General features: G+C 61.7%; 24 protein-coding genes and 1 pseudogene. 13 read left to right on the top strand and 12 right to left on the bottom strand.

All coding sequences use genetic code 11. The features are described 5' to 3' along the window. The first annotated feature begins 77 nt into the window (after positions 1-77). Positions 78-2,615 (top strand): PAS domain-containing sensor histidine kinase, encoded by a 2,538-nt coding sequence (locus C4J91_RS12545; RefSeq protein ID WP_124362616.1) that lies wholly within the window; start codon positions 78-80, stop codon positions 2,613-2,615. A 43-nt stretch (positions 2,616-2,658) separates the two neighbouring features. Then, complete coding sequence (locus tag C4J91_RS12540; protein WP_124362615.1) at positions 2,659-2,934, top strand: peptidylprolyl isomerase; 276 nt, start codon at positions 2,659-2,661, stop codon at positions 2,932-2,934. A 109-nt stretch (positions 2,935-3,043) separates the two neighbouring features. Here C4J91_RS12540 and C4J91_RS12535 read toward each other — a convergent pair whose 3' ends face one another. The 8 genes from C4J91_RS12535 to C4J91_RS12500 all read right to left on the bottom strand — a co-directional run bounded on the left by C4J91_RS12535 (position 3,044) and on the right by C4J91_RS12500 (position 9,629). Continuing rightward, positions 3,044-3,949, bottom strand: coding sequence for a sugar kinase (locus C4J91_RS12535; RefSeq protein ID WP_124362614.1), 906 nt, complete (start codon positions 3,947-3,949; stop codon positions 3,044-3,046). A gap of 108 nt (positions 3,950-4,057) precedes the next feature. Next, positions 4,058-5,266: an amino acid deaminase gene (locus C4J91_RS12530; RefSeq protein WP_124362613.1), complete on the bottom strand. Its 1,209-nt coding sequence runs from the start codon at positions 5,264-5,266 to the stop codon at positions 4,058-4,060. A 9-nt stretch (positions 5,267-5,275) separates the two neighbouring features. After that, on the bottom strand, positions 5,276-6,040 hold the full coding sequence (locus C4J91_RS12525; RefSeq protein WP_124362612.1) for an IclR family transcriptional regulator: 765 nt from the start codon (positions 6,038-6,040) through the stop codon (positions 5,276-5,278). A 167-nt stretch (positions 6,041-6,207) separates the two neighbouring features. Continuing rightward, entirely contained in the window at positions 6,208-6,597 is a 390-nt protein-coding gene (locus tag C4J91_RS12520; RefSeq protein ID WP_032896881.1) for a RidA family protein, read from the bottom strand. A gap of 14 nt (positions 6,598-6,611) precedes the next feature. Next, positions 6,612-7,394, bottom strand: a complete 783-nt coding sequence (locus C4J91_RS12515) for an amino acid ABC transporter ATP-binding protein (RefSeq protein ID WP_124362611.1) — start codon at positions 7,392-7,394, stop codon at positions 6,612-6,614. Then, on the bottom strand, positions 7,391-8,053 hold the full coding sequence (locus tag C4J91_RS12510; protein WP_124362610.1) for an amino acid ABC transporter permease: 663 nt from the start codon (positions 8,051-8,053) through the stop codon (positions 7,391-7,393). Before C4J91_RS12510 ends, C4J91_RS12515 begins: the two co-directional genes overlap by 4 nt. A 12-nt stretch (positions 8,054-8,065) precedes the next feature. Beyond that, the gene (locus C4J91_RS12505) at positions 8,066-8,728 is read right to left on the bottom strand and encodes an amino acid ABC transporter permease (RefSeq protein ID WP_124362609.1); all 663 of its coding nucleotides are present in this window, start codon (positions 8,726-8,728) and stop codon (positions 8,066-8,068) included. Positions 8,729-8,780: 52 nt separating this feature from the next. Then, positions 8,781-9,629 (bottom strand): transporter substrate-binding domain-containing protein, encoded by an 849-nt coding sequence (locus C4J91_RS12500; protein ID WP_124362608.1) that lies wholly within the window; start codon positions 9,627-9,629, stop codon positions 8,781-8,783. Positions 9,630-10,014: 385 nt separating this feature from the next. Here C4J91_RS12500 and C4J91_RS12490 point away from each other — a divergent pair, with 385 nt between their 5' ends. Together C4J91_RS12490 and C4J91_RS12485 are read left to right on the top strand one after the other, a co-directional pair. Then, the gene (locus C4J91_RS12490; RefSeq protein ID WP_124362606.1) at positions 10,015-10,263 is read left to right on the top strand and encodes a hypothetical protein; all 249 of its coding nucleotides are present in this window, start codon (positions 10,015-10,017) and stop codon (positions 10,261-10,263) included. A 73-nt stretch (positions 10,264-10,336) separates the two neighbouring features. Further along, positions 10,337-10,570: pseudogene (locus C4J91_RS12485) on the top strand (thioredoxin family protein); the annotation flags it as partial. Positions 10,571-10,646: 76 nt separating this feature from the next. Here the strand turns inward: C4J91_RS12485 and C4J91_RS12480 are convergent. From C4J91_RS12480 to rpiB, 3 genes are all read right to left on the bottom strand, one after another. After that, positions 10,647-12,215: a TerC family protein gene (locus C4J91_RS12480; RefSeq protein WP_124362605.1), complete on the bottom strand. Its 1,569-nt coding sequence runs from the start codon at positions 12,213-12,215 to the stop codon at positions 10,647-10,649. 456 nt (positions 12,216-12,671) lie between these two features. After that, a complete protein-coding gene (locus tag C4J91_RS12470) occupies positions 12,672-13,652 on the bottom strand; it encodes a sugar-binding transcriptional regulator (RefSeq protein WP_124362603.1) in 981 nt (326 codons plus the stop codon). Between the two features lie 63 nt (positions 13,653-13,715). After that, on the bottom strand, positions 13,716-14,177 hold the full coding sequence (rpiB, locus tag C4J91_RS12465) for a ribose 5-phosphate isomerase B (protein WP_124362602.1): 462 nt from the start codon (positions 14,175-14,177) through the stop codon (positions 13,716-13,718). Positions 14,178-14,460: 283 nt separating this feature from the next. Here rpiB and C4J91_RS12460 point away from each other — a divergent pair, with 283 nt between their 5' ends. From C4J91_RS12460 to dhaL, 7 genes are all read left to right on the top strand, one after another. Then, the gene (locus C4J91_RS12460) at positions 14,461-15,948 is read left to right on the top strand and encodes a sugar ABC transporter ATP-binding protein (protein ID WP_124362601.1); all 1,488 of its coding nucleotides are present in this window, start codon (positions 14,461-14,463) and stop codon (positions 15,946-15,948) included. After that, positions 15,945-16,922 carry an ABC transporter permease gene (locus tag C4J91_RS12455; RefSeq protein ID WP_124362600.1) on the top strand — a complete coding sequence of 326 codons (978 nt, stop codon included), beginning with the start codon at positions 15,945-15,947 and terminating at the stop codon, positions 16,920-16,922. The genes C4J91_RS12460 and C4J91_RS12455 overlap by 4 nt, the downstream gene beginning before the upstream one ends. A gap of 34 nt (positions 16,923-16,956) precedes the next feature. Beyond that, complete coding sequence (locus C4J91_RS12450; protein WP_124362599.1) at positions 16,957-17,964, top strand: substrate-binding domain-containing protein; 1,008 nt, start codon at positions 16,957-16,959, stop codon at positions 17,962-17,964. Between the two features lie 141 nt (positions 17,965-18,105). Beyond that, positions 18,106-18,861, top strand: a complete 756-nt coding sequence (locus C4J91_RS12445) for an SDR family oxidoreductase (RefSeq protein ID WP_124362598.1) — start codon at positions 18,106-18,108, stop codon at positions 18,859-18,861. A 24-nt stretch (positions 18,862-18,885) separates the two neighbouring features. Next, on the top strand, positions 18,886-20,001 hold the full coding sequence (locus tag C4J91_RS12440) for an alcohol dehydrogenase catalytic domain-containing protein (protein WP_124362597.1): 1,116 nt from the start codon (positions 18,886-18,888) through the stop codon (positions 19,999-20,001). Positions 20,002-20,147: 146 nt separating this feature from the next. Further along, entirely contained in the window at positions 20,148-21,149 is a 1,002-nt protein-coding gene (locus C4J91_RS12435; RefSeq protein WP_124362596.1) for a dihydroxyacetone kinase subunit DhaK, read from the top strand. 3 nt (positions 21,150-21,152) lie between these two features. Next, positions 21,153-21,797, top strand: coding sequence for a dihydroxyacetone kinase subunit DhaL (dhaL, locus tag C4J91_RS12430; protein WP_124362595.1), 645 nt, complete (start codon positions 21,153-21,155; stop codon positions 21,795-21,797). A 142-nt stretch (positions 21,798-21,939) separates the two neighbouring features. Here the strand turns inward: dhaL and sohB are convergent, their stop codons facing one another. Next, a complete protein-coding gene (sohB, locus tag C4J91_RS12425; RefSeq protein WP_124362594.1) occupies positions 21,940-22,965 on the bottom strand; it encodes a protease SohB in 1,026 nt (341 codons plus the stop codon). Positions 22,966-23,157: 192 nt separating this feature from the next. Here sohB and C4J91_RS12420 point away from each other — a divergent pair, with 192 nt between their 5' ends. Beyond that, on the top strand, positions 23,158-23,868 hold the full coding sequence (locus C4J91_RS12420; protein ID WP_124362593.1) for a histidine phosphatase family protein: 711 nt from the start codon (positions 23,158-23,160) through the stop codon (positions 23,866-23,868). Between the two features lie 56 nt (positions 23,869-23,924). Beyond that, positions 23,925-24,239: an SCP2 sterol-binding domain-containing protein gene (locus C4J91_RS12415; RefSeq protein WP_124362592.1), complete on the top strand. Its 315-nt coding sequence runs from the start codon at positions 23,925-23,927 to the stop codon at positions 24,237-24,239. The last annotated feature ends 123 nt before the right edge of the window (positions 24,240-24,362 follow it).

Raw genomic sequence — 24,362 nt, 5'->3', positions numbered from 1 at the left:
TGAGGTAGCCACCCGTCGTTGTCTCTTGGAATAATGGGTGTTGTCATTTTTCAAAGCGTGATACGCAAGGCTTTTTCATGAATGGAACATCCACCGGTAGCGACGCCGCGGCAATGATCGAGCGGCTGGACTGGGCGCAAAGCCCCCTCGGTGAGGCCAATGATTGGCCGCAAAGTCTGCGCACCGCCGTGGATATCGTGGTGCATTCGCCCATGCCGATGCTGCTGCTCTGGGGCGAGCAGCTCACCCAGCTGTATAACGATGGTTTCGCCCGCCTGGCTGGCAGCAAGCACCCCGGCGCCCTGGGCCAGCCGGTGCATGCGACCTGGCCGGAGCTGCAAAGCTTCGCCGCGCCGGTCTACGACGCGGTGCTCAGCGGCCAGGTGCGCACCTTCAGCGAGCAGCGTTTCGTGCTGCAGCGCGACCAGCGCGACACCGAGATCTGGCTTGACCTGACCTACAGCCCGGTGCGCGATGAAAGCGGCCGCGTAGCCGGCATCCTGGTCACGGCCATCGAAACCAACGAGCGGCGCAGCAAGGCCCTCGAACTGCAACAGCGCTCCGAAGACAGCCTCAAGGCCCAGCACAACACCGAGCAACGACTGCAACTGGCCCTGGCGGCGACCGACGCGGTAGGCACCTGGGACTGGGACATCGGCGAAGACCGGTTTATCGCCGACGCACATTTCGCTTACCTGCACGGCGTCGACCCCAATGACGCCGGCCTGCTGCCCATCAGCGCCTACCTGCTCGGCGTGCATCCCGAAGACCGTGGCACGGTCACGCGCAGCATCAAGCATTGCATCACCTTCGGCACCGAATACGCCGAGGAATACCGCCTGCTGCAAGCCGACGGCCAGGTACGCTGGGTGTTTGCCCGTGGCCGCTGCTACAAGGACCCGCAAGGCCGCCCCGCCCGTTTCCTCGGTGCCGCGCTGGACCTCACCGAGCGCAAGCACACCGAGCAGGCGCTGCGTCAAAGCCAGACCGAACTGCAACTGATCATCAACGCCATGCCGGTGCTGATCGGCTATGTCGACCACGAGCAACGCTTTCGCTTGAACAATAGCGCCTACCTCGACTGGTACGGCAAGACGCCCCAGGAGCTGTACGGCAAGACCATTCGCGAAGTGCTGGGCGACGAGGTGTACGTCGGCCGCGAAGACAAGATCGCCGCCGCGCTCAACGGCAAGGCGTGCAGCTTCATGACCGTCACGCCGCATCGCGACGGGCGGCCGCGCCACGCGTTGATGAAGTACCTGCCGCGCTTCAGCACTGACGGCTCGGTGAACGGTTTCTATATCTTTGTGATCGACGAGACCGAACGCAAACTCACCGAAGAAGCCCTGCGCCACCTCAACGAAAACCTCGAAGAGCGTGTGGCCCAGCGCACCCAGGCGCTGGCCGAGGCCAACCAGCGCCTGCACAACGAAATGTTCGAACGCGAGCGGGCTGAAGACGCGCTGCGCCACGCGCAAAAAATGGAAGCCGTGGGCCAGCTCACCGGCGGTATCGCCCACGATTTCAACAATATGCTCACCGGCATCATCGGCAGCCTCGACCTGATGCAACGCTACATTGCCGCCGGCCGCAGCGAAGACATCGGCCGCTTTGCCGATGCCGCCGTGGCCTCCGCCCACCGCGCCGCCGCCCTAACCCACCGGCTGCTGGCGTTCTCGCGGCGCCAGTCGCTGGACAAGCGCCCCACCGATCCCAACCAGTTGGTGGCGTCCCTGGAAGATCTGTTCCGCCGCACCAAGGGCGCGCATATCACGCTCACCGTGCAGCTTGGCAAAGACATCTGGCCGGTGAACACCGACGCCAACCAACTGGAAAATGCGCTGCTCAACCTGGTAATCAATGCCCGTGACGCCATGCCCGACGGCGGTGAACTGCTGATCGAAACCGCCAACAGCTATCTGGACGGCACCGATATCACCACCCTGGAGCCGGTCAAGGCCGGCGACTACGTGATGCTCGGCGTGCGCGACAACGGCAGCGGCATGGCGCCGAAAATTCTTGCCAAAGCCTTCGACCCGTTTTTCACCACCAAACCCATCGGCCAGGGCACCGGCCTGGGCTTGTCGATGATCTACGGCTTTGCCCAGCAATCGGGGGGCCACGTGACTATCCAGAGCGAACCGGGCCAGGGCACCTGCGTGCGCCTGTACCTGCCGCGCCTGCACGGCACTGCGCTGGAAAGCAGCCTGCCCGCCAGCCTGGCCGAAGCGCCGCTGGCCCTGGCCGGCGAAGCGGTGGTGGTGGTCGAGGACGACCCGGCGGTGCGCATGCTGGTGGTCAATCTGCTCGATGAACTGGGTTACACCGCGCACCAGGCCGCGGACGCGCGCACGGCGCTGCCGTTGCTGGAATCGGATTTACGCGTCGACCTGCTGGTGACCGACGTCGGCCTGCCGGGCATGAACGGCCGGCAACTGGCGGAAATCGCCCGCCAGCACCGGCCGGGGCTGCGCGTGCTGTTCATGACCGGCTACGCCGAAAAAGCCGCCGAGCGCCAGGGCTTTCTGGAGCACGGCATGGACATGGTGGCCAAACCGTTTTCCATTGACCTGCTGGCGACCAAAATCCGCAGCATGATCGGCGTCGATGCCTGAGTTCAGGCATAATCGCGCGCCGTCGCACACCTGGTAAAGATCGATGAAAGCCCAAGCCCGTCATATCCTGGTGAAAACCAGCGAAGAAGCCGAACAGCTCAAGCAGCGCATTGCCAAGGGCGAAGCCTTTGATGTGCTGGCCAAGAAGTACTCCACGTGCCCGTCGGGCAAGCGCGGCGGTGATCTGGGTGAAGTGCGGCCAGGGCAGATGGTCGGGGCGATCGATGCGGTGATCTTCAAGAAACCGCTGCGGGTGGTGCATGGGCCGGTCAAGAGCAAGTTTGGTTATCACTTGGTGCAGGTGTTTTACCGGGATTGATGGGTTGGCTTTCAACCGCCATCGGGGGCAAGCCCCCTCCCACATTTGAATGTATTCACACATCAAAGTGTGGGAGGGAGCTTGCCCCCGATCCGCCGCAGGCGGCCATTCACCTGGGTATCAAAGCCCCCGGCACCTGAATCACACGACTCGCCAACCGATGCCCGGCCAAGGCAGCCTGCTCCGGCGAACCGCCCTTGAGCCGGCCGGCCAAATACGCTGCGCTGAACGAATCCCCCGCTGCCGTGGTGTCCACTACCTTCTCCACCTTCAACGCCGGCACGGCAAAGCGCTCGCCGGCGCAGCGGATCAAACAGTCATCCGCGCCGCGCTTGAGCACCACCTCCTCAATCATCGGGTAGGCCGCAAACACCTGCTCGCTGTCGGCATAACCGAACAACGCGCGCTCGTCGTCCTCGGTCAGCAAGGCGATATCCACCTCGGCCAACACGCGGTGATACGCCGCGCGCGCCGCCTCGATGTTCGCCCACAGACGCGGCCGGTAGTTGTTGTCGAATACGACCTTGGCGCCGCGACGCCGGGTTTCGATCAGGCTTTCCAGTAAACGCTCACGGCCAACTTCACCCAGCACCGCCAGGGTGATGCCGCTGAAATACACCCAGTCATAGCCCGGCAGGGCTGCCAGGATCGGCTCGGCGGCCGGCGTGGTAAAACAGTCGCGCACAGCCGCTTCGTTGCGCCAGTAGAGGAATTTGCGCTCGCCGTTGGCGTCGGTCTGGATGCAATACAAACCCGGCAAACGCCCGGCCAGGCGCTGGACCATGCCCAGTCCAAGGCCTTCATCAGCCCACTGTTGGCACATGGCATCGCTGAAACTGTCATCGCCCAGGGCGGTGACGTAATCGACAGTGCCAAGATCGCCCAGCTCGCGGCGCAGGTACACCGCCGCGTTCAGGGTGTCGCCGCCGAAGCTCTGGTGCAGGCTGCCGTCGGCGCGGTGTTGCAGTTCGATCATGCATTCGCCGATCAGGGCGATGCGCGGTTTAGTGGTCATGGCTGCTGTCTCGGTGGGGCTGATGGACTCATCGGGGCAAGCCCCCTCCCACATTTGGAATGCATTCTCCTGTGGGAGGGGGCTTGCCCTCGATAGGCGCGACTCGGTCTAGAAGCAGGTGCGCAGGGACTCGATCACCCGCAGTTGCTCATCCACCAGGCAACCCACCTGCCACTTGTCGAAGGTCAGGCATGGATGGGAAGTACCAAACGAAATGATGTCGCCAATGCGCAGTTCAACCCCCGGCGCCACGGTCATGAACGCGTGTTGGTCCATCACGGCGGTCACCTGGCACGCGCTCACATCATCGCCCTCGGCCGGTAAAATTCCGGCCTTGTAGCGCTTGAGCGGCACCGGCAGACCGGCATCGTAGGCTACGTCGCGCTTGCCCAGGGCGATCACCGCAAAGCCTGGTTCCGGCAACGATTGCACATGGGCCCAGACTTCCAGTGCCGGGCGCAGGCCTTCGTTGAGGTCGCTGCGACGGTCAAGCACACAGCATTGCGCGTCTTTGTAGATGCCATGGTCGTGGGCCACGTAGCTGCCGGGGCGCAGGACGCTGAGGAAGCGGCCGGCGGCATTCTGCGCCTCGAACGATTCGGCAATCAGGTCATACCAGGCCGAACCCGACGCCGTCACGATTGGGGTGGGCAGGTCGAAATAGCCGTTGTCTTGCAGGTCTACCGCCTGGCGCACCAGGCTGGCCGCGAACGCGCGAATGCCGCTGATCGCCTCATCGCCGTGGATCACACCTTCATAGCCTTCGATACCGGTAAGGGCCAGGGCCGGCTGGGCCTTGATCGCCTCTGCCAGCTCGCGCACTTGCTGCTCGCTGCGGCAACCGCAACGGCCACCGACCACGCCGTACTCGATCATCACGTTCAGGCGCAGGCCACGGGCAGCGAAGAACAGGCCGAGGTCGGCAACGTTATCCGGATGGTCGACCATGCAGTGAAAATCGAAATCCGGGTCGGCCAGCAGGTCGGCGATCAGCGCCATGTTCGGCGCGCCGACCAGTTGGTTGGCCATCAGCACACGGCGCACCCCGCCGGCGTAGGCGGCGCGGGTCTGCACCGCAGTGGCCAGGGTAATGCCCCAGGCGCCCTGGGCGAGCTGACGCTGAAACAGCGCCGGCATCATGCTGGTCTTGCCGTGTGGCGCCAACTGCGCGCCGCTGTCACTGACGAATTGCTGCATCCAGCGAATGTTGTGTTCCAGGGCCTCGCGGTGCAGCACCAGGGCCGGCAGGCTGACATCGCGGACCAGGTGAGCGCCAACGGCGGCAGCGCCTTTTTCAACGGCATTGAAGGCAGACATGGGAAATTCCTATTCGTTGATGCGCCGGGCCAGGTTGTTGGCGCTGTCGATCAGCACCCGGCGATAGTCGTGATAGTTTTTGCTCGCATCGGCCCGCGGGGCGACGATGCACAGCGTCGCGATGCTGACGCCCTGCGCGTCGCGCACCGGGGCGGCAAAGCAGTGGGTAAAGGTGTCCGCGACGCTGTCGAAGGAGAAGAACCCGTCGAGGGTGGCCTGGCGAATCTGCGCCAGGAAGGTCTCCACGGGCAGGCGCAGGCCATCCGGCAGGATGAAATCGTCGGGGTCGATCAGGTCGATGATTTGCCGGTCGCTCAAGTGCCCGAGCAGCAGGCGCCCGGAGGCGGTCCAGGGGATCGGCGCGTTTTCGCCGATATCCGAGGAAATACGAAAATGCCGCTCGCCTTCGCGCATCAGCGCCACCGTGTACTTGCGCCCGTTGAGCAGGCACATCTGCGCGGTTTCGTGGGTCTGGCTGACGATCTCCTGCAAGGCGTGGTCGGCCTCGCGGGTCAGGTCGAAGTGGCGCAGGTGCGCCTGGCCGAGGAAGTACAGCTGGCGTCCGAGGTAGACGTGACCGTCCTTGCCCACGGTTTCCAGGATGCGCCGCTCGAGCAGCGAGGCGACCAGTTCGTAGACCGTGGACTTGGGGCTGCCGATGCCGCTGGCGATATCATTCGGGCGCAGTGGCTGGCCGATTTCCTTGAGAAAATCGAGGATATCGAACGCACGGTCCAGGCCCTTGGCGCGGCGTTTGATGGTGTCTTCGGTCATGGCAGTGTTAAGTCCTGACAAGGTGTGTGCTGCACAGTAATCCCCTGTGGGAGGGGGCTTGCCCCCGATGGCGGTGTGCCAGTAGGTACATTTGTTGCTGATACACCGCTATCGGGGGCAAGCCCCCTCCCACATTTGATCCATTGTGGCTTCAAGAGTGGGGCAATTTAGCCTTTTTTCTTGTAGGCCACGCAATCGATCTCCACCTTGCAGTCCACCATCATGTTGGCCTGCACACAGGCACGCGCCGGGGCGTGTTCCGGGGTGAAGTATTCGCCGAATACTTTGTTGAAACTCCAGAAATCCCGTGGGTCTTCCAGCCATACGCCGACGCGCACCACGTCTTTCAATTCGTAGCCGGCCTCTTCCAGAATCGCCACCACGTTGCGCATCGTCTGGCGGGTTTGCTCGATGATGCCGCCATTGATGATTTCACCATCCACCGCCGGCACCTGGCCCGACACATACAACCAACCATCGGCTTCCACCGCACGGGCGAAAGGACGTGGCTGGCCGCCGCCGGCGGTGCTGCCGGTACCGTAACGAGTAATGCTCATAAAATAGCTCCTGATTAAAAACGAATGCTCTTGAGAAATTCCGCCAGACGCGGTGACTGCGGCCGCTCGAAGATGTCCTTCGACGAGCCCTGCTCTTCGATGCGGCCCTGGTTCATGAAGACGATTTTGTCCGAGACCTCATAGGCAAAGCGCATTTCGTGGGTGACCAGCAACATGGTCATGCCCTCCTCCGCCAATCCCTTGATTACGCTGAGCACTTCGCCCACCAGCTCCGGGTCGAGGGCCGAGGTGACTTCGTCGAACAGCATCAGGCTGGGGTTCATGGCAATGGCCCGGGCAATCGCCACGCGCTGTTGCTGGCCGCCGGACAACTGGCCGGGGAAGTGATTGCGACGTTCCAGAAGTCCCACACGGTCGAGCCATTTTTCCGCGAGCGACACGGCCTCGTCCTTAGGCATTTTCTTAACTTTCAACAAACCCAGGGTCACGTTCTGCAAGGCGGTCAGATGCGGGAACAGGTTGAACTGCTGAAACGCCATGCCGGTCATGGCGCGGTGCTGGGCGATCACCCGCTCGGGGTGACGCACGCGCTTGCCGGCCACGTCGCTGTAGCCGATGGACGCGCCATCGAGGGTAATCTGCCCGCCCTGGAATTCTTCCAGCAGGTTGACGCAACGCAACAGGGTGGTCTTGCCCGAGCCACTGGAACCGATCAAGGTCACCACGTTGCCACGCTGCAGGCTCAGGTCGACGCCCTTGAGCACTTCAACGTCCCCGTATTGCTTGCGCAGGCCACGAATGTTCAGCAACGGTTCGATTGTTTGAGGTTGATTCATGGCAAGGCCACCTGCTTTTCAATGTAGCGCCCGAATAACTCGATGGCGTAGTTGATGACAAAGAACATGAAGCCTGCGAACAGGTAGAACTCCAGGGTCATGAAGGTGCGCGCAATGACTTGCTGGGTGCTCAGCAGCAGCTCGGCCACGCCGATCACCGAGAGTAAGGTCGAGGCCTTGACGATTTCCGTGGAGGAGTTAACCCAGGTCGGCAGGATCTGCCGCAGCGCCTGGGGCAACAGCACGTAGCCCAGGGACTGGTAGAACGTCAGGCCAATTGCCTTGCCCGCTTCCAGTTGCCCACGGGGGATGGCCTGCAGCGCACCGCGCACGATTTCCGCGACATGGGAGCCACAGAACAGCGTGAGCCCGACCGCGCCGGCCTGGAACGCACTGATTTGCCAACCGAGCGCCGGCAGCATGTAGAAACACGCCAATACCAGCACGAATACCGGCGTGCCACGAATCAGGTCGACATACAGGCGAAACGGCGCACGCATCCAGAACTTGCCGTAGGTCAGCACCAGCCCGGCGAAGATACCGATCAGGGTGCCGAAGATAATCGCCAGCGCCGAGCAATAGAGACTGGTCTGGAACCCGGCCCACAGCGTCTCCCGGGCGATCCACAGTTCATGCAGCCAGCTAGGGGATTCGTACATGGAAAACCCTCCTTAACGACGGATCGCCAGACGCTGCTCCAAGTAACGGAGCAGCATGGCAATGAGGTAACAGGCGGCCACGTAGAGCGCCGTCGTCACCAGCCAGGTTTCGATCACCCGGTAGCTTTCGACGTTGATCTTGCGGGCGTAATAGGTCAGCTCCGGCACTGCAATCGCAGCGGCCAGCGAGGTGTCCTTGAACAGCGAGATAAAGTTGTTCGACAGCGCCGGCAGCACGTTGCGCAGCATCACCGGCACGGTGATATACGCGCGAATACGCCACTCCCCCAGGCCGATCGCCAACCCGGCTTCGCGCAAGCCCTTGGGAATGTTCAACAGCCCGGCGCGGAACACTTCGGTCAGATAAGCCCCGGCGTACAGCGACAAGGTGATGATGAACGAGGGAATTTTATCCAGGCGGATACCCAGCGACGGCAAGGCAAAATAGATCAACAGGATCAGCACCAGGATCGGCGTATTGCGCACCACCGTCACATACACCGAAGCGAACACACGCAACGCCCGGTGCCTGGACAGCATGGCAAACGCCATCAGCAGGCCGATCACGCAGCCGATGGCGATCGACAGCAAGGCCAACTGCAGGCCCAGGCCGAGCCCCGCCAGCAAGGTGTCGAAATCACGCCATACGGCGGCAAAGTTCAACTGATAGTTCATGGTCGGCAGTACCTGAGTGGGGCGCCGTCAAGCACGCCCCGATTGTTCTGGATCACTTGAATTCCACAGGAAAACCAATCGCCGGCTCTGGCAGGTCCACGCCGAACCATTGCTTGAACGACGCCTTGTAGGCGGGAAATTCAACGCCGGTCATGGCTTCATGCAGCGCGGTATTGACGAAGTTCAGCCAGTCCTGGTCGCCACGCTTGACCGCACACGCGTAAGTCTGCGGGCTCCAAGCATAGGCCGGGCTGCGGTAGCGGCCGGGGTTTTGCACCATCAGGTATTTGACCGACGACTGATCGGTGGCAGCGGCATCGGCGCGACCAGAGTTCACGGCCTGGTACATCAGGTCGACGCTGTCGTACTGGTCAACCTTGGCCTTGGGCAGCGCCTGGTGGACCAATTCTTCGGCATACACGTTCTGCAACACGGCCACGGTGACACCATCGCCGGCCGCCTGCAGGTCTTCGATTTCCTTGTACTTGCTGTTGTTCGGCAGCAGCAGGCCCACGCCTTCGCGGTAATACGGCAGGGTGAAGGCCACTTGCTGCGCACGGCTGGCGGTGACGGTGATGAACTGGCAGCTCATGTCGACCTTGTCGGTCAGCAGGTTGGGAATACGTGCGTCGGAAGACTGCACCACGTACTCGACCTTGCTCGGGTCGTTGAACAAGCCCTTGGCCACGATGCGGCCGATGTCGATATCAAACCCCTGCAACTTGCCATCCGCTCCCTGGAAGTGCCACGGCGCATTGGTACTGCCTGTACCCACGATGAGGTGCCCACGCTTGAGCACATCATCGAGCTTGCTGTCCGCTGCCTGCGCGAGGCTGGCGACGGTAGCCGATGCGGCGAAGAGAAAAACACACGCTTTGAACACGGAAGGTCGGTGATGCATGACAAGCACTCCAGGAGTTGTGTATTCCGCTATACCGGAACTTGGTATGTAACAACGGAATAGACAGCAGAAAGTGTGCCATAGGCGTGGTAAGAAAAATATGCTGTAGGAAAACTCTATCGGTATCAGTGAGATAGTCATCAATGCCGTAAGGGCGTCGCGCCATTACTTTGCGGTGCACTGCTACGCATGACCTCACACAGTGTTACTGCGCACCAACACTGGGCAAATGGAAGATTCAATGTGATGGGCTAGCCTGTAGGAGCGAGGCGGGCGGCTAGCCCTTGCTCGCGAAGAACGCCCAGCCACCCGGTAGAAGCAGGCTGCCCGCGTTATCGTTGACGGTTTTCGCGAGCAAGCTCGCTCCTACAAGGATCCTGCCCTGATGAAGCTTAGCCTTAGCCTGTTGATCATTGGCACGTTGCTGGCCGGCAACGCCCTGGCCAGCAACGACCGCCGCGACTGCAAGGAAGAATTGCAAAAACTCAAGGAAGCCTTCGACACCAACTACACCAGCCAGAACCACCATGACTACCGCGACGCCAAAGCGGCCCGCGACAATGAGGAATACCGCAAGTGCGCAAGCCAGGCGCGCAAGGCACGGGAACGGCTGGAGCGTGGGCCGGACCTGTGAAGGTTGACAGTAGACGCGGGGGAGCCAGCGGCTTAGCGTTGGCACACACCCACGCTACCGGCAGGAGATCACCATGGGCGCAGCCACGCGAACAATTTCCAGCGCCAAGGACTTCCAGCGCGTGCTGAACACACCGCGCCCCGTCTTCATCCTGTTCGTTTCAGAGCACTGCCACGCCTGCGTCAGCGCAGTGCCCTTATTCGAACAGGTTGCCTGGCAACATCCGTGGATCGTGTGCATGGTGCTCGATTGCGCGCACACCCCAAGGCACCCTGACGTTACCGGCACGCCAACGCTGCTGGTCTACGAGCGCGGCAACAGGGTGGAACTGCACAAGGGTTTCGGCCCCGTGGAGGAGCAACAGCAGTTCGTGCACGCGCTATTCATGCGCTTTGACCGGAGCAAGGCTGCAAAACCACCTGGGTCACCCGCCGCTCTTCAACCGCAGCCACCGTTAATCGCCAGCCCTCATATTCCAGGCTATCGCCCACCACAGGCAGACGATCGAGCAGGCTCATCAGCAGGCCAGCCAGCGTTTGATAATCCTCGGTAGCCGCCGCCTTGAAGCCCGTGCGCTGACCGACCTGGCTCAAGTTCAAGGCGCCACTGGCGCGAAATCCGTCACCCTCCGCGACGATATCCGGCCCCTCGATTTCACTGGCGTCCGGCAACTCACCGGCGATGGACTCGAGGATGTCGGTCATGCTCAAAACCCCCATGAAGTCGCCGAATTCGTTGATCACAAAGGCGATGTGGGTGGATTCCTGACGCATCTGCTCCAGGGCATTGAGGATCGAAAAGCTGTCCAGCAGGTTGATCGCCCGACGCGCCAGATGCTCAAGGTTCGGCTCGTTGCCGGCCAGATACTCCTTGAGCAACTCCTTTTTGTGCACGAAACCCAAGGGCTCATCGACCGCGCCGTTGCGGATCAACGGCAAACGCGAGTAGGACGAATGCATCAGCTTCAGGCGAATACTCTCGGGATCATCCGCCAGGTCGATGCAGTCGACCTTGGCCCGCGGGGTCATTATCGTGCGGATCGGGCGTTCGGCCAGTTGCAGCACACCGCTGATCATCACCCGTTCGCGTCGGTCGAACAGCGGACCTTGCGCAGCATCCACCTCGCCCAGCAGATCGGCGACCTCTTCACCCACCTCTTCCACCGCCAGGCTGCGACCGCCGAGCAAGAGCATCACTGCGTGGGCCGTACGCTCGCGCACTGGTAATACGCCTTGCGCCGATTTCTTGCGCCGCGAACGGGCGATCTGGTTGAACACTTCAATCAGGATCGAGAAGCCGATCGCCGCGTACAGGTAGCCTTTGGGAATATGGAAGCCCAGGCCTTCGGCAGTCAGCGCGAAGCCGATCATCATCAAAAAGCCCAGGCAGAGCATGATCACGGTCGGGTGTGCGTTGACGAAGCGGGTCAGCGGCTTGCTCGCCACGATCATCAGGCCGATGGACACGATCACCGCGATCATCATCACCGCCAGCTCATCGACCATGCCCACGGCGGTAATCACCGCATCGAGGGAGAACACCGCGTCGAGCACCACGATCTGCGCCACGATCGGCCAGAACATCGCGTAAGCCACATTGCCCTTATGCTGGGCCACATGCCCTTCCAGGCGCTCATGCAATTCCATGGTGGCCTTGAACAACAGGAACACACCGCCGAACAGCATGATCAGGTCACGGCCGGAGAAGCTCTTGTCGAACACCTCGAACAGCGGCTGGGTCAGCGTCACCAACCAGGAAATACTCGCCAGCAGGCCCAGGCGCATCAGCAAGGCCAGGGACAAACCGATCAGCCGCGCACGGTCGCGCTGCTCCGGCGGCAGCTTGTCCGCCAGGATCGCGATAAACACCAGGTTGTCGATACCCAGCACCAGTTCCAGCACAATCAAGGTCGCCAGGCCGAGCCAGGCCGTTGGATCCGCTAACCATTCCATTTAAAAAGTCTCTGTATTCAAGAATGCCGGGCACGGCAAAGCGCGGTCATGGGACCGGGACAAGGTTAGTCGATGCAATATGGGGTGCTTGTGCGGGAGTCTTGGGGAAAGACGACTGGGAGGCTCCGAGAGGGTGTTCATGCAAGTCCTGAGGTAACGAAAGGACTTGAATCCTACAGCCCAAATACGATTTGCCTACAACGCAAAACTATTACAAAACCTGTCCTAAAAACTCACACAAAACCCATGTGGGAGGGGGCTTGCTCCCGATGGCGGTGTGCCAGTGAGCGCATCTGTCAAGATCGTGCCCACGCTCCCGCGTGGGAATGCAGCCCGTGGCGCTCTGCGTCACCGGACGTTGGCGGGACGCGGAGCGTCCCGAGCGGGGTTACCACGCGGAGCGTGGGAACGATCAATCGGGGGCAAGCCCCCTCCCACATTTTGATCTGCGGCGTGTCAGGATTTTCGGGTGGCGTCGTCCAGCGCGAGGATGGTGTGGGCATTGGTGACGGTCGTTGCCAGGGTATTGATCACCCCCGACCGCAATGCCCCCAGGGTCGCCGCCGCCTTGGTGTTCTCACTGGCAATCGCCACCACGTCCGGGATGCGGAACAGTTCCTGCACCGTCAGGCCGATGACCCGCCCCTGGATGGCGTTGACCGCCGGTTGACCGTGGATATCGATAAAGTCGTAACCCATCATGTCGCCCACCGTGCCGGACAAGCGTGCCTGGGCGATTTCCTGGGGCGAGAACCAGCCCATGCGCACCATGTTGCTGTTTTCGCTCATGTCGCCAATGCCGATCAAGGCAATATCGGCGCGGCGCGCGCGGTCCAGGGTGGAGCGCACCGTGTCGTTGTTGATCAACACACCGCGCAGTTCCGGGTTGGCCACCAGCGCCGGGGCGTACAGGCTTTCACTTTCACCGCCAAAGCGCAGGGCCAGGCGCCGGCAGATATGGTCGGGGTTCATGTACTCGCCGGCCTTGAGCGAACCGCCGATGGCGCAGACAAACGTGCAGTTGCGCGTCACCGGCAGAAAAACGTTATCAGCCACCGCGCCGACGTTACGCCCCATGCCCACCGCGACGATCATGCCGTCGCCCAGGGTTTTATTCAGGTAATTGGCCACCAGGCTGGCGACGGCCGAGCGCTGGGTGTCCGGGTCGCTGTGATCGACCGCGATCAACGCGCGATCCAGCTTGAAGCGCTCGACCAGCGCCCGCTCCAGCTCGTTGTTCATCGCCGGGTGCTGCAACACCCGCACCTCGACAATGCCTTCATCGCGTGCACGCTTGAGCAAGCGGCTGACCTTGGCCCGCGACAGGTCGAAGCGCTTGGCGATGGCCTCCTGAGTGACGTTCTCGAGGTAATAGAGCATCGCCACTTCGGTCATCTGATCGATATCGCTGGCCATGCGCTGGCTACTGTCACTCATGGGGACGGGCTTCCGTTTCGGCGTCAAAGGCGCATTCTCCCGACTCTTGCCCCGCGCCGTCCACTATTGATGCCCATCGCGCTCGATCGCATTGATGCGCGCAACCTTGGCCCCCGAGCGCGCAGCCTCAAACTCCGAGGCCAGGAACGCGGTGACGACGCTCTTGGCCAGTTCAATGCCGATGACCCGCGCGCCGATGGATAGGATCTGCGCATCGTTGCTCTTGCGCGCACGCTCGGCCGAGTAGGTGTCGTGGGCCTGGGCCGCACGAATGCCGAACACTTTGTTGGCGGAAATAGCCATGCCGATCCCGGTGCCACAAACCAGCACGCCGAGACGCTGCTGCCCGGCGGTGATGGCATTGGCTACGGCCAGGGCAATGTCCGGGTACAGCACCGGCGCGGTGGAATGCGTGCCGAAATCGGTCACCGGGTAACCCAGCGCTTCGATATGCCGCTTCAACAATTCCTTGAGCTCAAAGCCCGCTTCATCGCATCCGATAGCCACCGGGAAAGGTGTGTTCATGGCGTCTGGCTCCGCTGCCGTCATCGTACTTACGACTGATCATATGATCACTCAATGAAATTTCGCTCAGGCATTTCTCGGGCATACGGGCTGATCTGTCAAGCTCGTTTTTATCAGAGCTCCCGCTAATACGGCATTAAAAGCCAATATCGCCACGCCAGATGAGAATCATCGCTTTCAAGTGAAAGAGATTGACTGATCAGAATTTCATTTGGTACACATATGCTCACAGCGAAACATGACTGTGCGACCTAATAAGAATTCACAGCACGAGGACACGCCGATGGCCACGCCATTACTGCTCCAGGCTGAACACGTCGCCAAGGCTTACGCCGGGGTCCCTGCCCTGCGTGACGGGCGCCTCTCTCTGCGGGCCGGCAGCGTGCATGCCCTGTGTGGCGGCAACGGCGCCGGCAAGTCGACCTTCCTGAGCATCCTGATGGGCATCACCCCGCGCGACGCCGGCAGCTTCCTGCTCAATGGCGTTGCCGTGCAGTTCAACCGCCCGAGCGAAGCCTTGGCGGCGGGGATCGCGATGATCACCCAAGAGCTGGAACCCATTCCCTACATGAGCGTCGCCGAAAATATCTGGCTGGGCCGCGAACCGCGCCGCGCCGGCTGCATTGTCGACAGCAAGGCGCTCAACCGCCGCACCCGCGAGCTGCTCGAAGGCCTGGAGTTCGACGTCGACCCCACCAGCCCCATGCACCGCCTCAGCGTGGCGCAGATCCAACTGGTGGAAATCGCCAAGGCGTTCAGCCATGACTGCCAGGTGATGATCATGGACGAACCCACCTCGGCCATCGGCGAGCGCGAGGCAGAAACCCTGTTCAAGGCGATTCGCCGCCTCACTGCACGCGGCGCGGGCATTGTGTACGTGTCGCATCGCCTGAGCGAGTTGGCGCAGATCGCCGACGACTACAGCATCTTTCGCGATGGCGCCTTTGTGGAAAGCGGGCGCATGGCCGATATCGATCGCAACCACCTGGTGCGCGGCATCGTCGGCCAGGAGCTGACGCGGATCGACCACAAGGTCGGCCGTGAGTGCGCCGCCGCCACCTGCCTGCAAGTCGACAACCTGAGCCGCAACGGCGAATTTCACGACATCAGCCTGCAACTGCGCCAGGGCGAAATCCTCGGCATCTACGGCCTGATGGGGTCGGGGCGCAGCGAATTCCTCAATTGCATCTACGGCCTGACCACACCGGACTCCGGCAGCGTCACCCTGCAAGGCAAGCCCATGCCTGTCGGGCTGCCCAAGGCGACCATCAACGCCGGCATGTCGCTGGTCACCGAAGATCGCAAGGACAGCGGCCTGGTACTGACCGGCAGCATTCTTTCCAACATTGCGCTGTCGGCCTACAAGCGCTTGTCGAGCTGGTCGCTGATCAATGCACGCAAGGAAACCCAATTGGCTGAAAACATGGTCAAGCGCCTGCAGATCAAGACCAGCTCCCTGGACTTGCCGGTGGCCTCCATGAGCGGCGGCAACCAGCAGAAAGTGGTGCTCGCCAAATGCTTGTCCACCGAACCGATCTGCCTGCTCTGCGATGAACCGACCCGGGGCATCGACGAAGGCGCCAAGCAAGAGATCTACCACTTGCTCGACCAGTTCGTACGCGCCGGGGGCGCGGCCATCGTGGTGTCGTCGGAAGCCCCGGAGCTGCTGCACCTGAGCGATCGCATCGCTGTATTCAAGGGCGGCCGGCTGGTGACCATCAGCAGCGACACCGCCCTTTCCCAGGAAGCCTTGTTGAGTCTTGCCTCATGAATGCCAAAACGATTGTTGCGCCCGTTACCGCCGCACCGCGCAACCGCCTGCGCCTGTCCCTCGACCGCTTCGGCCTGCCGCTGGTGTTTATCTTGCTGTGCGTGGTGATGGCGTTTTCCAGCGAGTACTTCATGACCTGGCGCAATTGGATGGACATCCTGCGCCAGACCTCCATCAACGGCATCCTTGCCGTGGGCATGACCTATGTGATCCTGACCAAGGGCATTGACCTCTCGGTGGGCTCGATCCTGGCGTTTGCCGGGCTGTGCAGCGCCATGGTCGCGACCCAGGGCTATGGCCTGCTGGCGGCGGTCAGCGCGGGGATGTTCGCTGGGGCGATGCTCGGCGTGGTCAACGGCTTCATGGTTGCCAACCTGTCGATCCCGCCGTTCGTGGCCACCCTCGGCATGCTCAGCATTGCCCGCGGTATGACCTTCATCCTCAACGACGGCAGCCCGATCACCGACCTGCCCGACGCCTACCTGGCGCTGGGCATCGGCAAGATCGGCCCGATTGGCGTGCCGATCATCATCTTCGCAGTGGTCGCACTGATCTTCTGGATGGTGCTGCGCTACACCACGTACGGGCGCTATGTGTACGCGGTGGGCGGCAATGAAAAAAGCGCGCGCACCTCCGGTATCGGTGTGCGCAAGGTGATGTTCTCGGTGTATGTGGTGTCGGGCCTGCTGGCGGGCCTGGCCGGCGTGGTGCTGTCGGCGCGCACCACCTCCGCCCTGCCCCAGGCCGGGGTTTCCTATGAGCTGGATGCGATTGCCGCCGTGGTGATTGGGGGTACCAGCCTGTCGGGCGGCACCGGCAGCATCGTCGGCACATTGTTTGGCGCGCTGTTGATCGGCGTGATCAACAACGGGCTGAACCTGCTCGGCGTGTCCTCCTATTACCAGCAGGTCGCCAAGGGCCTGATCATCGTGTTTGCGGTACTGATCGACGTGTGGCGCAAGAAAAAACGCTAGAGAACGACCCACAACAATAACCGGAGTTCTACTTATGAAACTGGGTACAACCTTGGCCGCTGCGGCGACCTTTACCCTGCTGGCCAGCAGCATCGCCCTGGCCGCCGATGGCAAGACCTACAAGATCGGCGCCGCCGTCTACGGCCTCAAGGGCCAGTTCATGCAGAACTGGGTCCGCGAGCTCAAGGAACACCCTGCGGTCAAGGACGGCACCGTGCAATTGACCGTGTTCGACGGCAACTACGACGCGCTGACGCAGAACAACCAGATCGAAAACATGGTGACCCAGCGCTACGACGCCATCCTGTTCGTACCCATCGATACCAAGGCCGGCGTCGGCACGGTGAAAGCCGCCATGAGCAACGACGTGGTGGTCATCGCCTCCAATACGAAAGTAGCCGATGCCAACGTGCCGTATGTGGGTAACGACGATGTCGGAGGCGGCCGCCTGCAGGCCCAGGCCATGGTCGACAAGCTCAATGGCAAGGGCAACGTGGTGATCATCCAGGGCCCGATTGGCCAGTCGGCACAGATCGACCGGGAAAAGGGCGAACTGGAAGTGCTGGGCAAACACCCGGACATCAAGATCATCGAGAAAAAAACCGCCAACTGGGACCGCGCCCAGGCGCTGACCCTCACCGAAGACTGGCTGAACGCCCATCCCAAAGGCATCAATGGCGTCATCGCCCAGAACGACGACATGGCCCTCGGTGCGGTACAGGCGTTGAAGTCCCATGGGCTGACCTCCAAGGACGTGCCCGTCACCTCCATCGACGGCATGCCGGATGCGATCCAGGCGGCGAAAAAAGACGAAGTCACCACCTTTCTCCAGGACGCCCAGGCCCAGTCCCAGGGTGCGCTGGACGTGGCGTTGCGCGCATTGGCCGGCAAGGACTACAAGCCGCAATCGGTGATCTGGGCGCGCTACGGCAACGACGTGAAATGGGGGGATGGCACGGCCAAGAACTACATCCTGCCATGGGTGCCGGTGACGAATGCCAATGCCGATGCGCTGTACAAGCAGGTCAGTGGCGGTAAGTAGTTATAGATCGTTCCCACGCTCCGCGTGGGAATGCATCCCATGACGCTCCGCGTCATCCATCATCAGGACGCAGAGCGTCCCAGGCGGCATTCCCACGCAGAGCGTGGGAATGATCGAGCGTTATTGAAAGAGGAGTCATTCATGTCAGGTTTCTGGAATCAAGCCTTCGACCTCAGCGGCCGTTGCGCCGTGATCACCGGGGGCGCCGCCGGCATCGGCCTGGCCTGCGCCAACCTGCTGGTGGAACGCGGTGCCCGCGTGGCGCTGCTGGACCGCGACCCGGCAGTGGTCGAGGTGGCCGCGCGTCTCGGTGCCGGGCACTTGGGCATTGCCGTCGACCTCGGCCAGATCGGCCAGATACAACCCACCATCGATCAGGTTTTCGAACAGTTCCAACGCCTGGATTACCTGGTCAACAGCGCCGGCGTGGTGTTGCTGGACAAGGCCGTCGAGGTCAGCGAAAGCGCCTGGGACACCACCCTGGATATCAACCTCAAGGCCAGCTTTTTCGTGGCCCAGGCCTGCGCCCGCCACATGCTGGCCCAGGGCAGCGGGCGCATCGTCAACCTCGCCTCCCAGGCTGCCGTGATCGGCCTGGACCGCCACGTCGCCTATTGCGCGAGCAAGGCCGCCATCGTCGGCATGACCAAGGTATTGGCCATGGAATGGGCGCCGCAGATCAACGTCAACGCCATCTCCCCGACCATCGTCGAGACCGCCCTGGGCAAGCAAGCCTGGGCCGGCGCAGTGGGCGAACGGGCCAAGGCGCAGATCCCGGCGGGACGTTTCGCCCAGCCCGAGGAGATCGCCGCGCTGGCACTCTACCTGCTCAGCGATGCCGCGCAGATGATCACTGGCGCGAACATGCTGATCGACGGCGGCTACAGCATTCAGTAATTCATCTTTATGTGAGGTTTTGTCATGTCCACCATTACCGAACGCAGCGCTGAACACTTGGCCCCGGTCATCCCGAAAACCATGCAGGCCGTGGTGTGCCATGGCCCGGAAGACTATCGCCTGGAAACCGTCGACGTACCCACACCAGGGCCTGATGAAATTCTCACCAAGGTCGAGCTGTGCGGCATCTGCATGGGCGACATCAAGACCTATCGCGGCGCACCGTCGTTCTGGGGCGATGCCGAGCAACCGCGCTACGTGAAACCGCCGATGATCCCCGGGCATGAGTTCGTGTGCCGCGTGGTTGCCCTTGGCCCTGGCGCGGAAAAACGCGGCGTGGCAGTCGGTGAGCGGGTGATTTCCGAGCAGATCGTGCCGTGCTGGGGCTGCCGGTTCTGCAACCACGGCCAATACTGGATGTGCCAGAAGCATGACCTCTACGGCTTCCAGAACAATGTGCAGGGCGCCATGGCCCAGTACATGATTTTCACCAAGGAAGGCATCATCCATAAAGTGCCGGAATCCATCGCCCCGGATGAAGCGATCCTGATCGAACCCCTGGCCTGCTCGCTGCACGCGGCGGAACGCGCCGATGTCGACCACGACGACATTGTAGTGGTCGCCGGCGCCGGTACCCTGGGCCTGGGCATCATCGGCGCGGTGCGTCTGCGCAACCCGAAAAAACTCATCGTGCTGGACATGAAACCCGAACGCGCCGCCCTGGCCCTGCGCATGGGCGCCGTCGAAGTGTGGAACCCGGCCGAAGTCGACGTGCTGGCGAAAATCCGCGCGATCACCGATGGCTACGGCTGCGACATCTATATCGAAGCCACCGGGCACCACAAGGCAGTGAACCAGGGCCTGGCGATGCTGCGCAAATTGGGACGTTTCGTTGAATTCAGCGTGTTCAATGATGAAGCCACGGTGGATTGGTCGATCATCGGCGACCGCAAGGAGCTGGATATTCTCGGCTCGCACCTGGGCCCGTATATGTACCCGCGCGCCATCGACTTTATCGGCAGCCGCAAGATCGACATGCGCGATGTGGTAACCCATAAGTTTGCGCTGGCGGATTTCAAGGAAGCGTTTGCGGTGATGGAGCGTGGCGACAAGTCGCTGAAGGTGGTACTTGAGCCCTAAGCACACCACAAATCCAAATGTGGGAGGGGGCTTGCCCCCGATGGCTGTGCAACAGTGACAAATTAGTTGGCTGACACACCGCTATCGGGAGCAAGCCCCCTCCCACACTGGATAGCGGTGAACCAATAAAAACAGGAACCCGCGTTATGAATCGAGTCATCAACGATCCGGACCAAGTGGTCGAAGACATGCTGCGTGGCGTCCTGGTCGCGCACCCTGAACTGCGCCAGTACGAAGCCAACCCACGGGTCATCGTCAAGGCCAAACCCTCGGCCCAGGGCCGTGTCGGCATCGTCACCGGCGGTGGTTCCGGGCATGAACCGGCCTTTCTCGGCTACGTCGGCCCGGGCCTGGTGGATGCGGTGGCGGTCGGTGAGATTTTCTCCTCGCCCACCGCCAAGAGCTTTTTCGACGCCTTCCGCGCCGCCGACCATGGCGCGGGCGTGGCTTGCCTGTACGGCAACTACGCGGGTGACAACATGAATGTGAAGCTGGCGATGAAAATGGCCGCCAGTAAAGACATGCGTATTCGCACCGTGGTCGCCAACGACGACGTCGCCTCCGCGCCCCAGGCGGATATCGCCAAGCGGCGCGGCGTGGCCGGGGAAATCTTCATGTGGAAGATCGGCGGTGCCGCCGCCGCCCAGCATTACGACCTGGACGGTGTGATTCGCGTCGCGCAAAAAGCCGTCAACCACTGTCGCTCGATCGGCATCGGCCTCACGCCTTGCACCATCGCTGCAGTGGGCAAGCCGAACTTCCAGATCCCCGACGGCCAGATGGAACTGGGCATCGGCCATCACGGCGAACCGGGCATCGAAGTGATCCCCATCGAGTCCGCCGCGGCCATGGCCGAGCGCATGCTCGCCCCCATCCTCGCAGACCGCGATTTCAGCCAGGACGACAGCGTGGTGGTGCTGGTCTCCGGTCTCGGCGCCACGCCGGTGATGGAGCTATACGTGTTCTATGCCGAGGTGGAACGCCAGCTCACGGCCAAGGGTTTGAAGATTCACCGCTGCTATGTCGGCAACTACTTCACCTCCCTGGAAATGATGGGCGTGACCCTGACCCTGCTCGGCCTGGACGCGGAGCTGAAAACCCTGATCGACCAACCCTGCTGTTCCATCGGCATGACCCAGGCGGAGTGAACCATGAGTGAGCATTTTTCCAGCCACGACGGCAGCGCCATCGTCGCCGACCTGGTCAGCGTGATCGTGGCCAACCGTGACTACCTCAGCGAAATCGACGGTGCGATTGGCGACGGTGACCACGGCATCAACATGGCCAAGGGTTTTGCCCACTGCGGGCGCGCGCTTGAAGGTCGCCAACTGACCCTGGCCGAAGCCCTGGACGAACTGACCCTGAGCCTGATGGAGGGCATCGGCGGTTCGATGGGCCCGTTGTATGGCAGCCTGTTTATCGGCATGGCCGACGAAGTGCGCGGCAGTGAAGACATCGACGCCGCCACCTTCGCCCGCTTGCTGCGCGGCGGCCTGACGTCGTTGCAGGACATTACCGAGGCGGGGGTGGGTGACAAGTGTTTGATGGACACCCTGATTCCGGCGGTGCAAGCCTTTGAGCGAGCGCATGCCAATGGGGCTTCGTTCAACGCGGCGCTGGAGACGATGAAAAGCGCTGCTTCCCAGGGGCGTGATTCGACAAGGGACCTGGTAGCGAAGATCGGCAGGGCCAGCCGCCTGGGTGAACGCTCGCTCGGGGCGCTGGATGCTGGGGCGGTGTCGTGCTGCCTGATCCTCACGCGGCTGGCGGATTCCATCCAGCCTCGCTTGAACTGACCGGTGATCGTTCCTACGCTCCGCGTGGGAATACAGCCCTGGACGCTCCGCGTCCCGCCTGCGCGAGGGTGACGCAGAGCGTCACGGGATGCACGCCCACGCAGAGCGTGGGAGCGATCGAGTCGGTGTTTGCGGTCTCGGGTTACCAGAACCGTTGCTGAGTCAGCCGGCTCCACCAGGTCAGTAACACCCGGTCCACCGAACCACTGGCCGCCAGCCCTACCCGCTCCTGCAGGCTTTTACGCTCGGCGTAGTGCAGATGGAACACTTCGGCGGTCTTGGCCTTGGTGGCCAGGTATTCGTCGCTGGTCTGCAGTTCGTCGACCAGTTGCTTGTCGAGGGCGGCAACACCCAGCCACACTTCTCCGGTGGCTACCTCGTCAATCGCCAACTGCGGGCGATAACGCGAGACGAAGTTCTTGAACAATTGGTGCGTGATGTCCAGGTCTTCCTGAAATTTCTCGCGCCCTTTCTCGGTGTTTTCGCCAAACACCGTCAGCGTGCGTTTGTATTCGCCGGCGGTGAGCACTTCGAAGTCGATATCATGCTTTTTCAGCAGGCGGTTGACGTTGGGCAACTGCGCGACCACGCCGATGGAACCGAGGATCGCGAACGGGGCGCTGATGATCTTCTCGCCGATGCACGCCATCATATAGCCGCCGCTGGCCGCGACCTTGTCGATGCACACGGTCAATGGCACGCCCGCTTGACGAATACGCGCCAGTTGGGAAGAGGCCAGGCCGTAGCTGTGCACCATGCCGCCGCCGCTTTCCAGGCGCAGCACCACTTCGTCCTTGGGCGTGGCCAGGCTCAGCAGTGCGGTGATTTCGTGGCGCAGGCTTTCAGTGGCGGAGGCCTTGATGTCACCGTCGAAATCCAGCACGAATACCCGCGCTTTAGGCTCGGGCTTCTTCTTGCCGTGCTTTTTTTCGGCTTTGCTTTCGGATTTGCGCAGGGCCTTGAGCTGGTCCTTGTCGAGCAGGCTCGATTCCAGGCGCTCGCGCAAGCCCTTGTAGAAATCGTTCAGCTTGCTGACCTGCAACTGGCCAGCGGATTTGCGACGCCCTTTGCTGCGCAGCGCCGCGAAGCTGATCAGCACCACCAGAATAGCGACCACCAGGGTGACGGTCTTCGCCAGAAAGCTCGCATATTCGGCCAAAAAATCCATATGTCTCCTTAAGAATGCACTGCGCCAGGCGCGGATGGCCCAGCATACCGGCGCCAATGCCCGCGGACCAGTGCCCAAACCGCCACCAGCGCACCTCTAACAGGCTTTTAAAACAAGCGTATGTTTTTTCATTGACAGCTCGCGGGCATCCTCATAACCTCGCCAGACTTTCAACGTACCGGGAAAACGGACGTGGGCAGCATCTATCTGATTCGACATGGCCAGGCCTCCTTCGGTGCAGACGACTATGACGTCTTGTCGCCCGTCGGCGTGGAACAAGCCCAGGTACTCGGTCGCCACCTGGCCGACCTGGGGCTGACGTTCGATCGCTGCCTGTCGGGTGACCTGCGCCGCCAGCAGCACACCGCCACCGCCACATTCGATCAATACAGCGCCCTCGGCCTGCCCGTTCCGCCGCTGGAAATCGACAGCGCGTTCAACGAATTCGACGGCGAGGCGATTATTCGCGGCCTGCTCCCCGACCTGCTAGGCGCCGAACCCGACGCCGTGCACATCCTGCGCAATGGTGCGCAGAACCGCAGCGAGTTCCAGCGCATCTTCGCCCTGATCATCGAGCGATGGCTGGCCGGCACCTACGACCCACCGGGGCTGGAAAGCTGGCTGGGGTTTGTCGAACGTGTCCAGGGCGGCTTGCAGCGCATCCTTGAAGCGGCCGACAACTCGCACAAGATCGCGGTATTCACCTCCGGCGGCACCATCACCGCCCTGCTCCACCTGATTACCCGTATGCCGGCCGCCCAGGCATTCGAACTGAACTGGCAAATTGTCAACACCTCGCTCAATCAACTGAAATTCCGTGGTCGCGAGGTGGCACTGGCTTCCTTCAACAGTCATACCCACTTGCACCTGTTGAAGGCGCCGCAGTTCATCACTTTCCGATGAAGTGCGGCCAACCGTGACCCAAAGGTCACTGGACTCTACCCTAAAGGATCGAAACCATGACTGACGTAGCTAAAGCCGTAGAAGCAATGAAAGCCAAATTCAACCCAGCCGCTGCTGAAGGCCTGGACCTGGTATTCGGTTTCCGTATCGACGACACCAAGAACTTTTCGCTGGTGGTCAAAGACAAGACCTGCGAACTGCAGGAAGGTGAAAACCCGGACGCCCAGGTGACCCTGGTAATGGACAGCGAAACCCTGGAAGGCATCGTCGACGGCTCTACCGACGGCATGCAGGCCTTCATGGGCGGCAAACTGCGCACCGAAGGCGACATGATGCTGGCCATGAAGCTGAGCGAGCTGTTTCCTTCCTGATTCAGGCACAACCTGAATTTGATGAAGATCCAATGTGGGAGGGGGCTTGCTCCCGATAGCGGTGTATCAGTAACAGGTAAGCTGGCTGAGACACCGCTATCGGGAGCAAGCCCCCTCCCACAT

This window comes from Pseudomonas sp. R3-52-08, assembly GCF_003851745.1.
In the GTDB taxonomy this organism is placed as follows: Bacteria; Pseudomonadota; Gammaproteobacteria; order Pseudomonadales; family Pseudomonadaceae; genus Aquipseudomonas.
The sequence above is the reverse complement of the archived record's forward strand: the minus strand, read 5'-3'. Positions and strand labels throughout refer to the sequence as shown.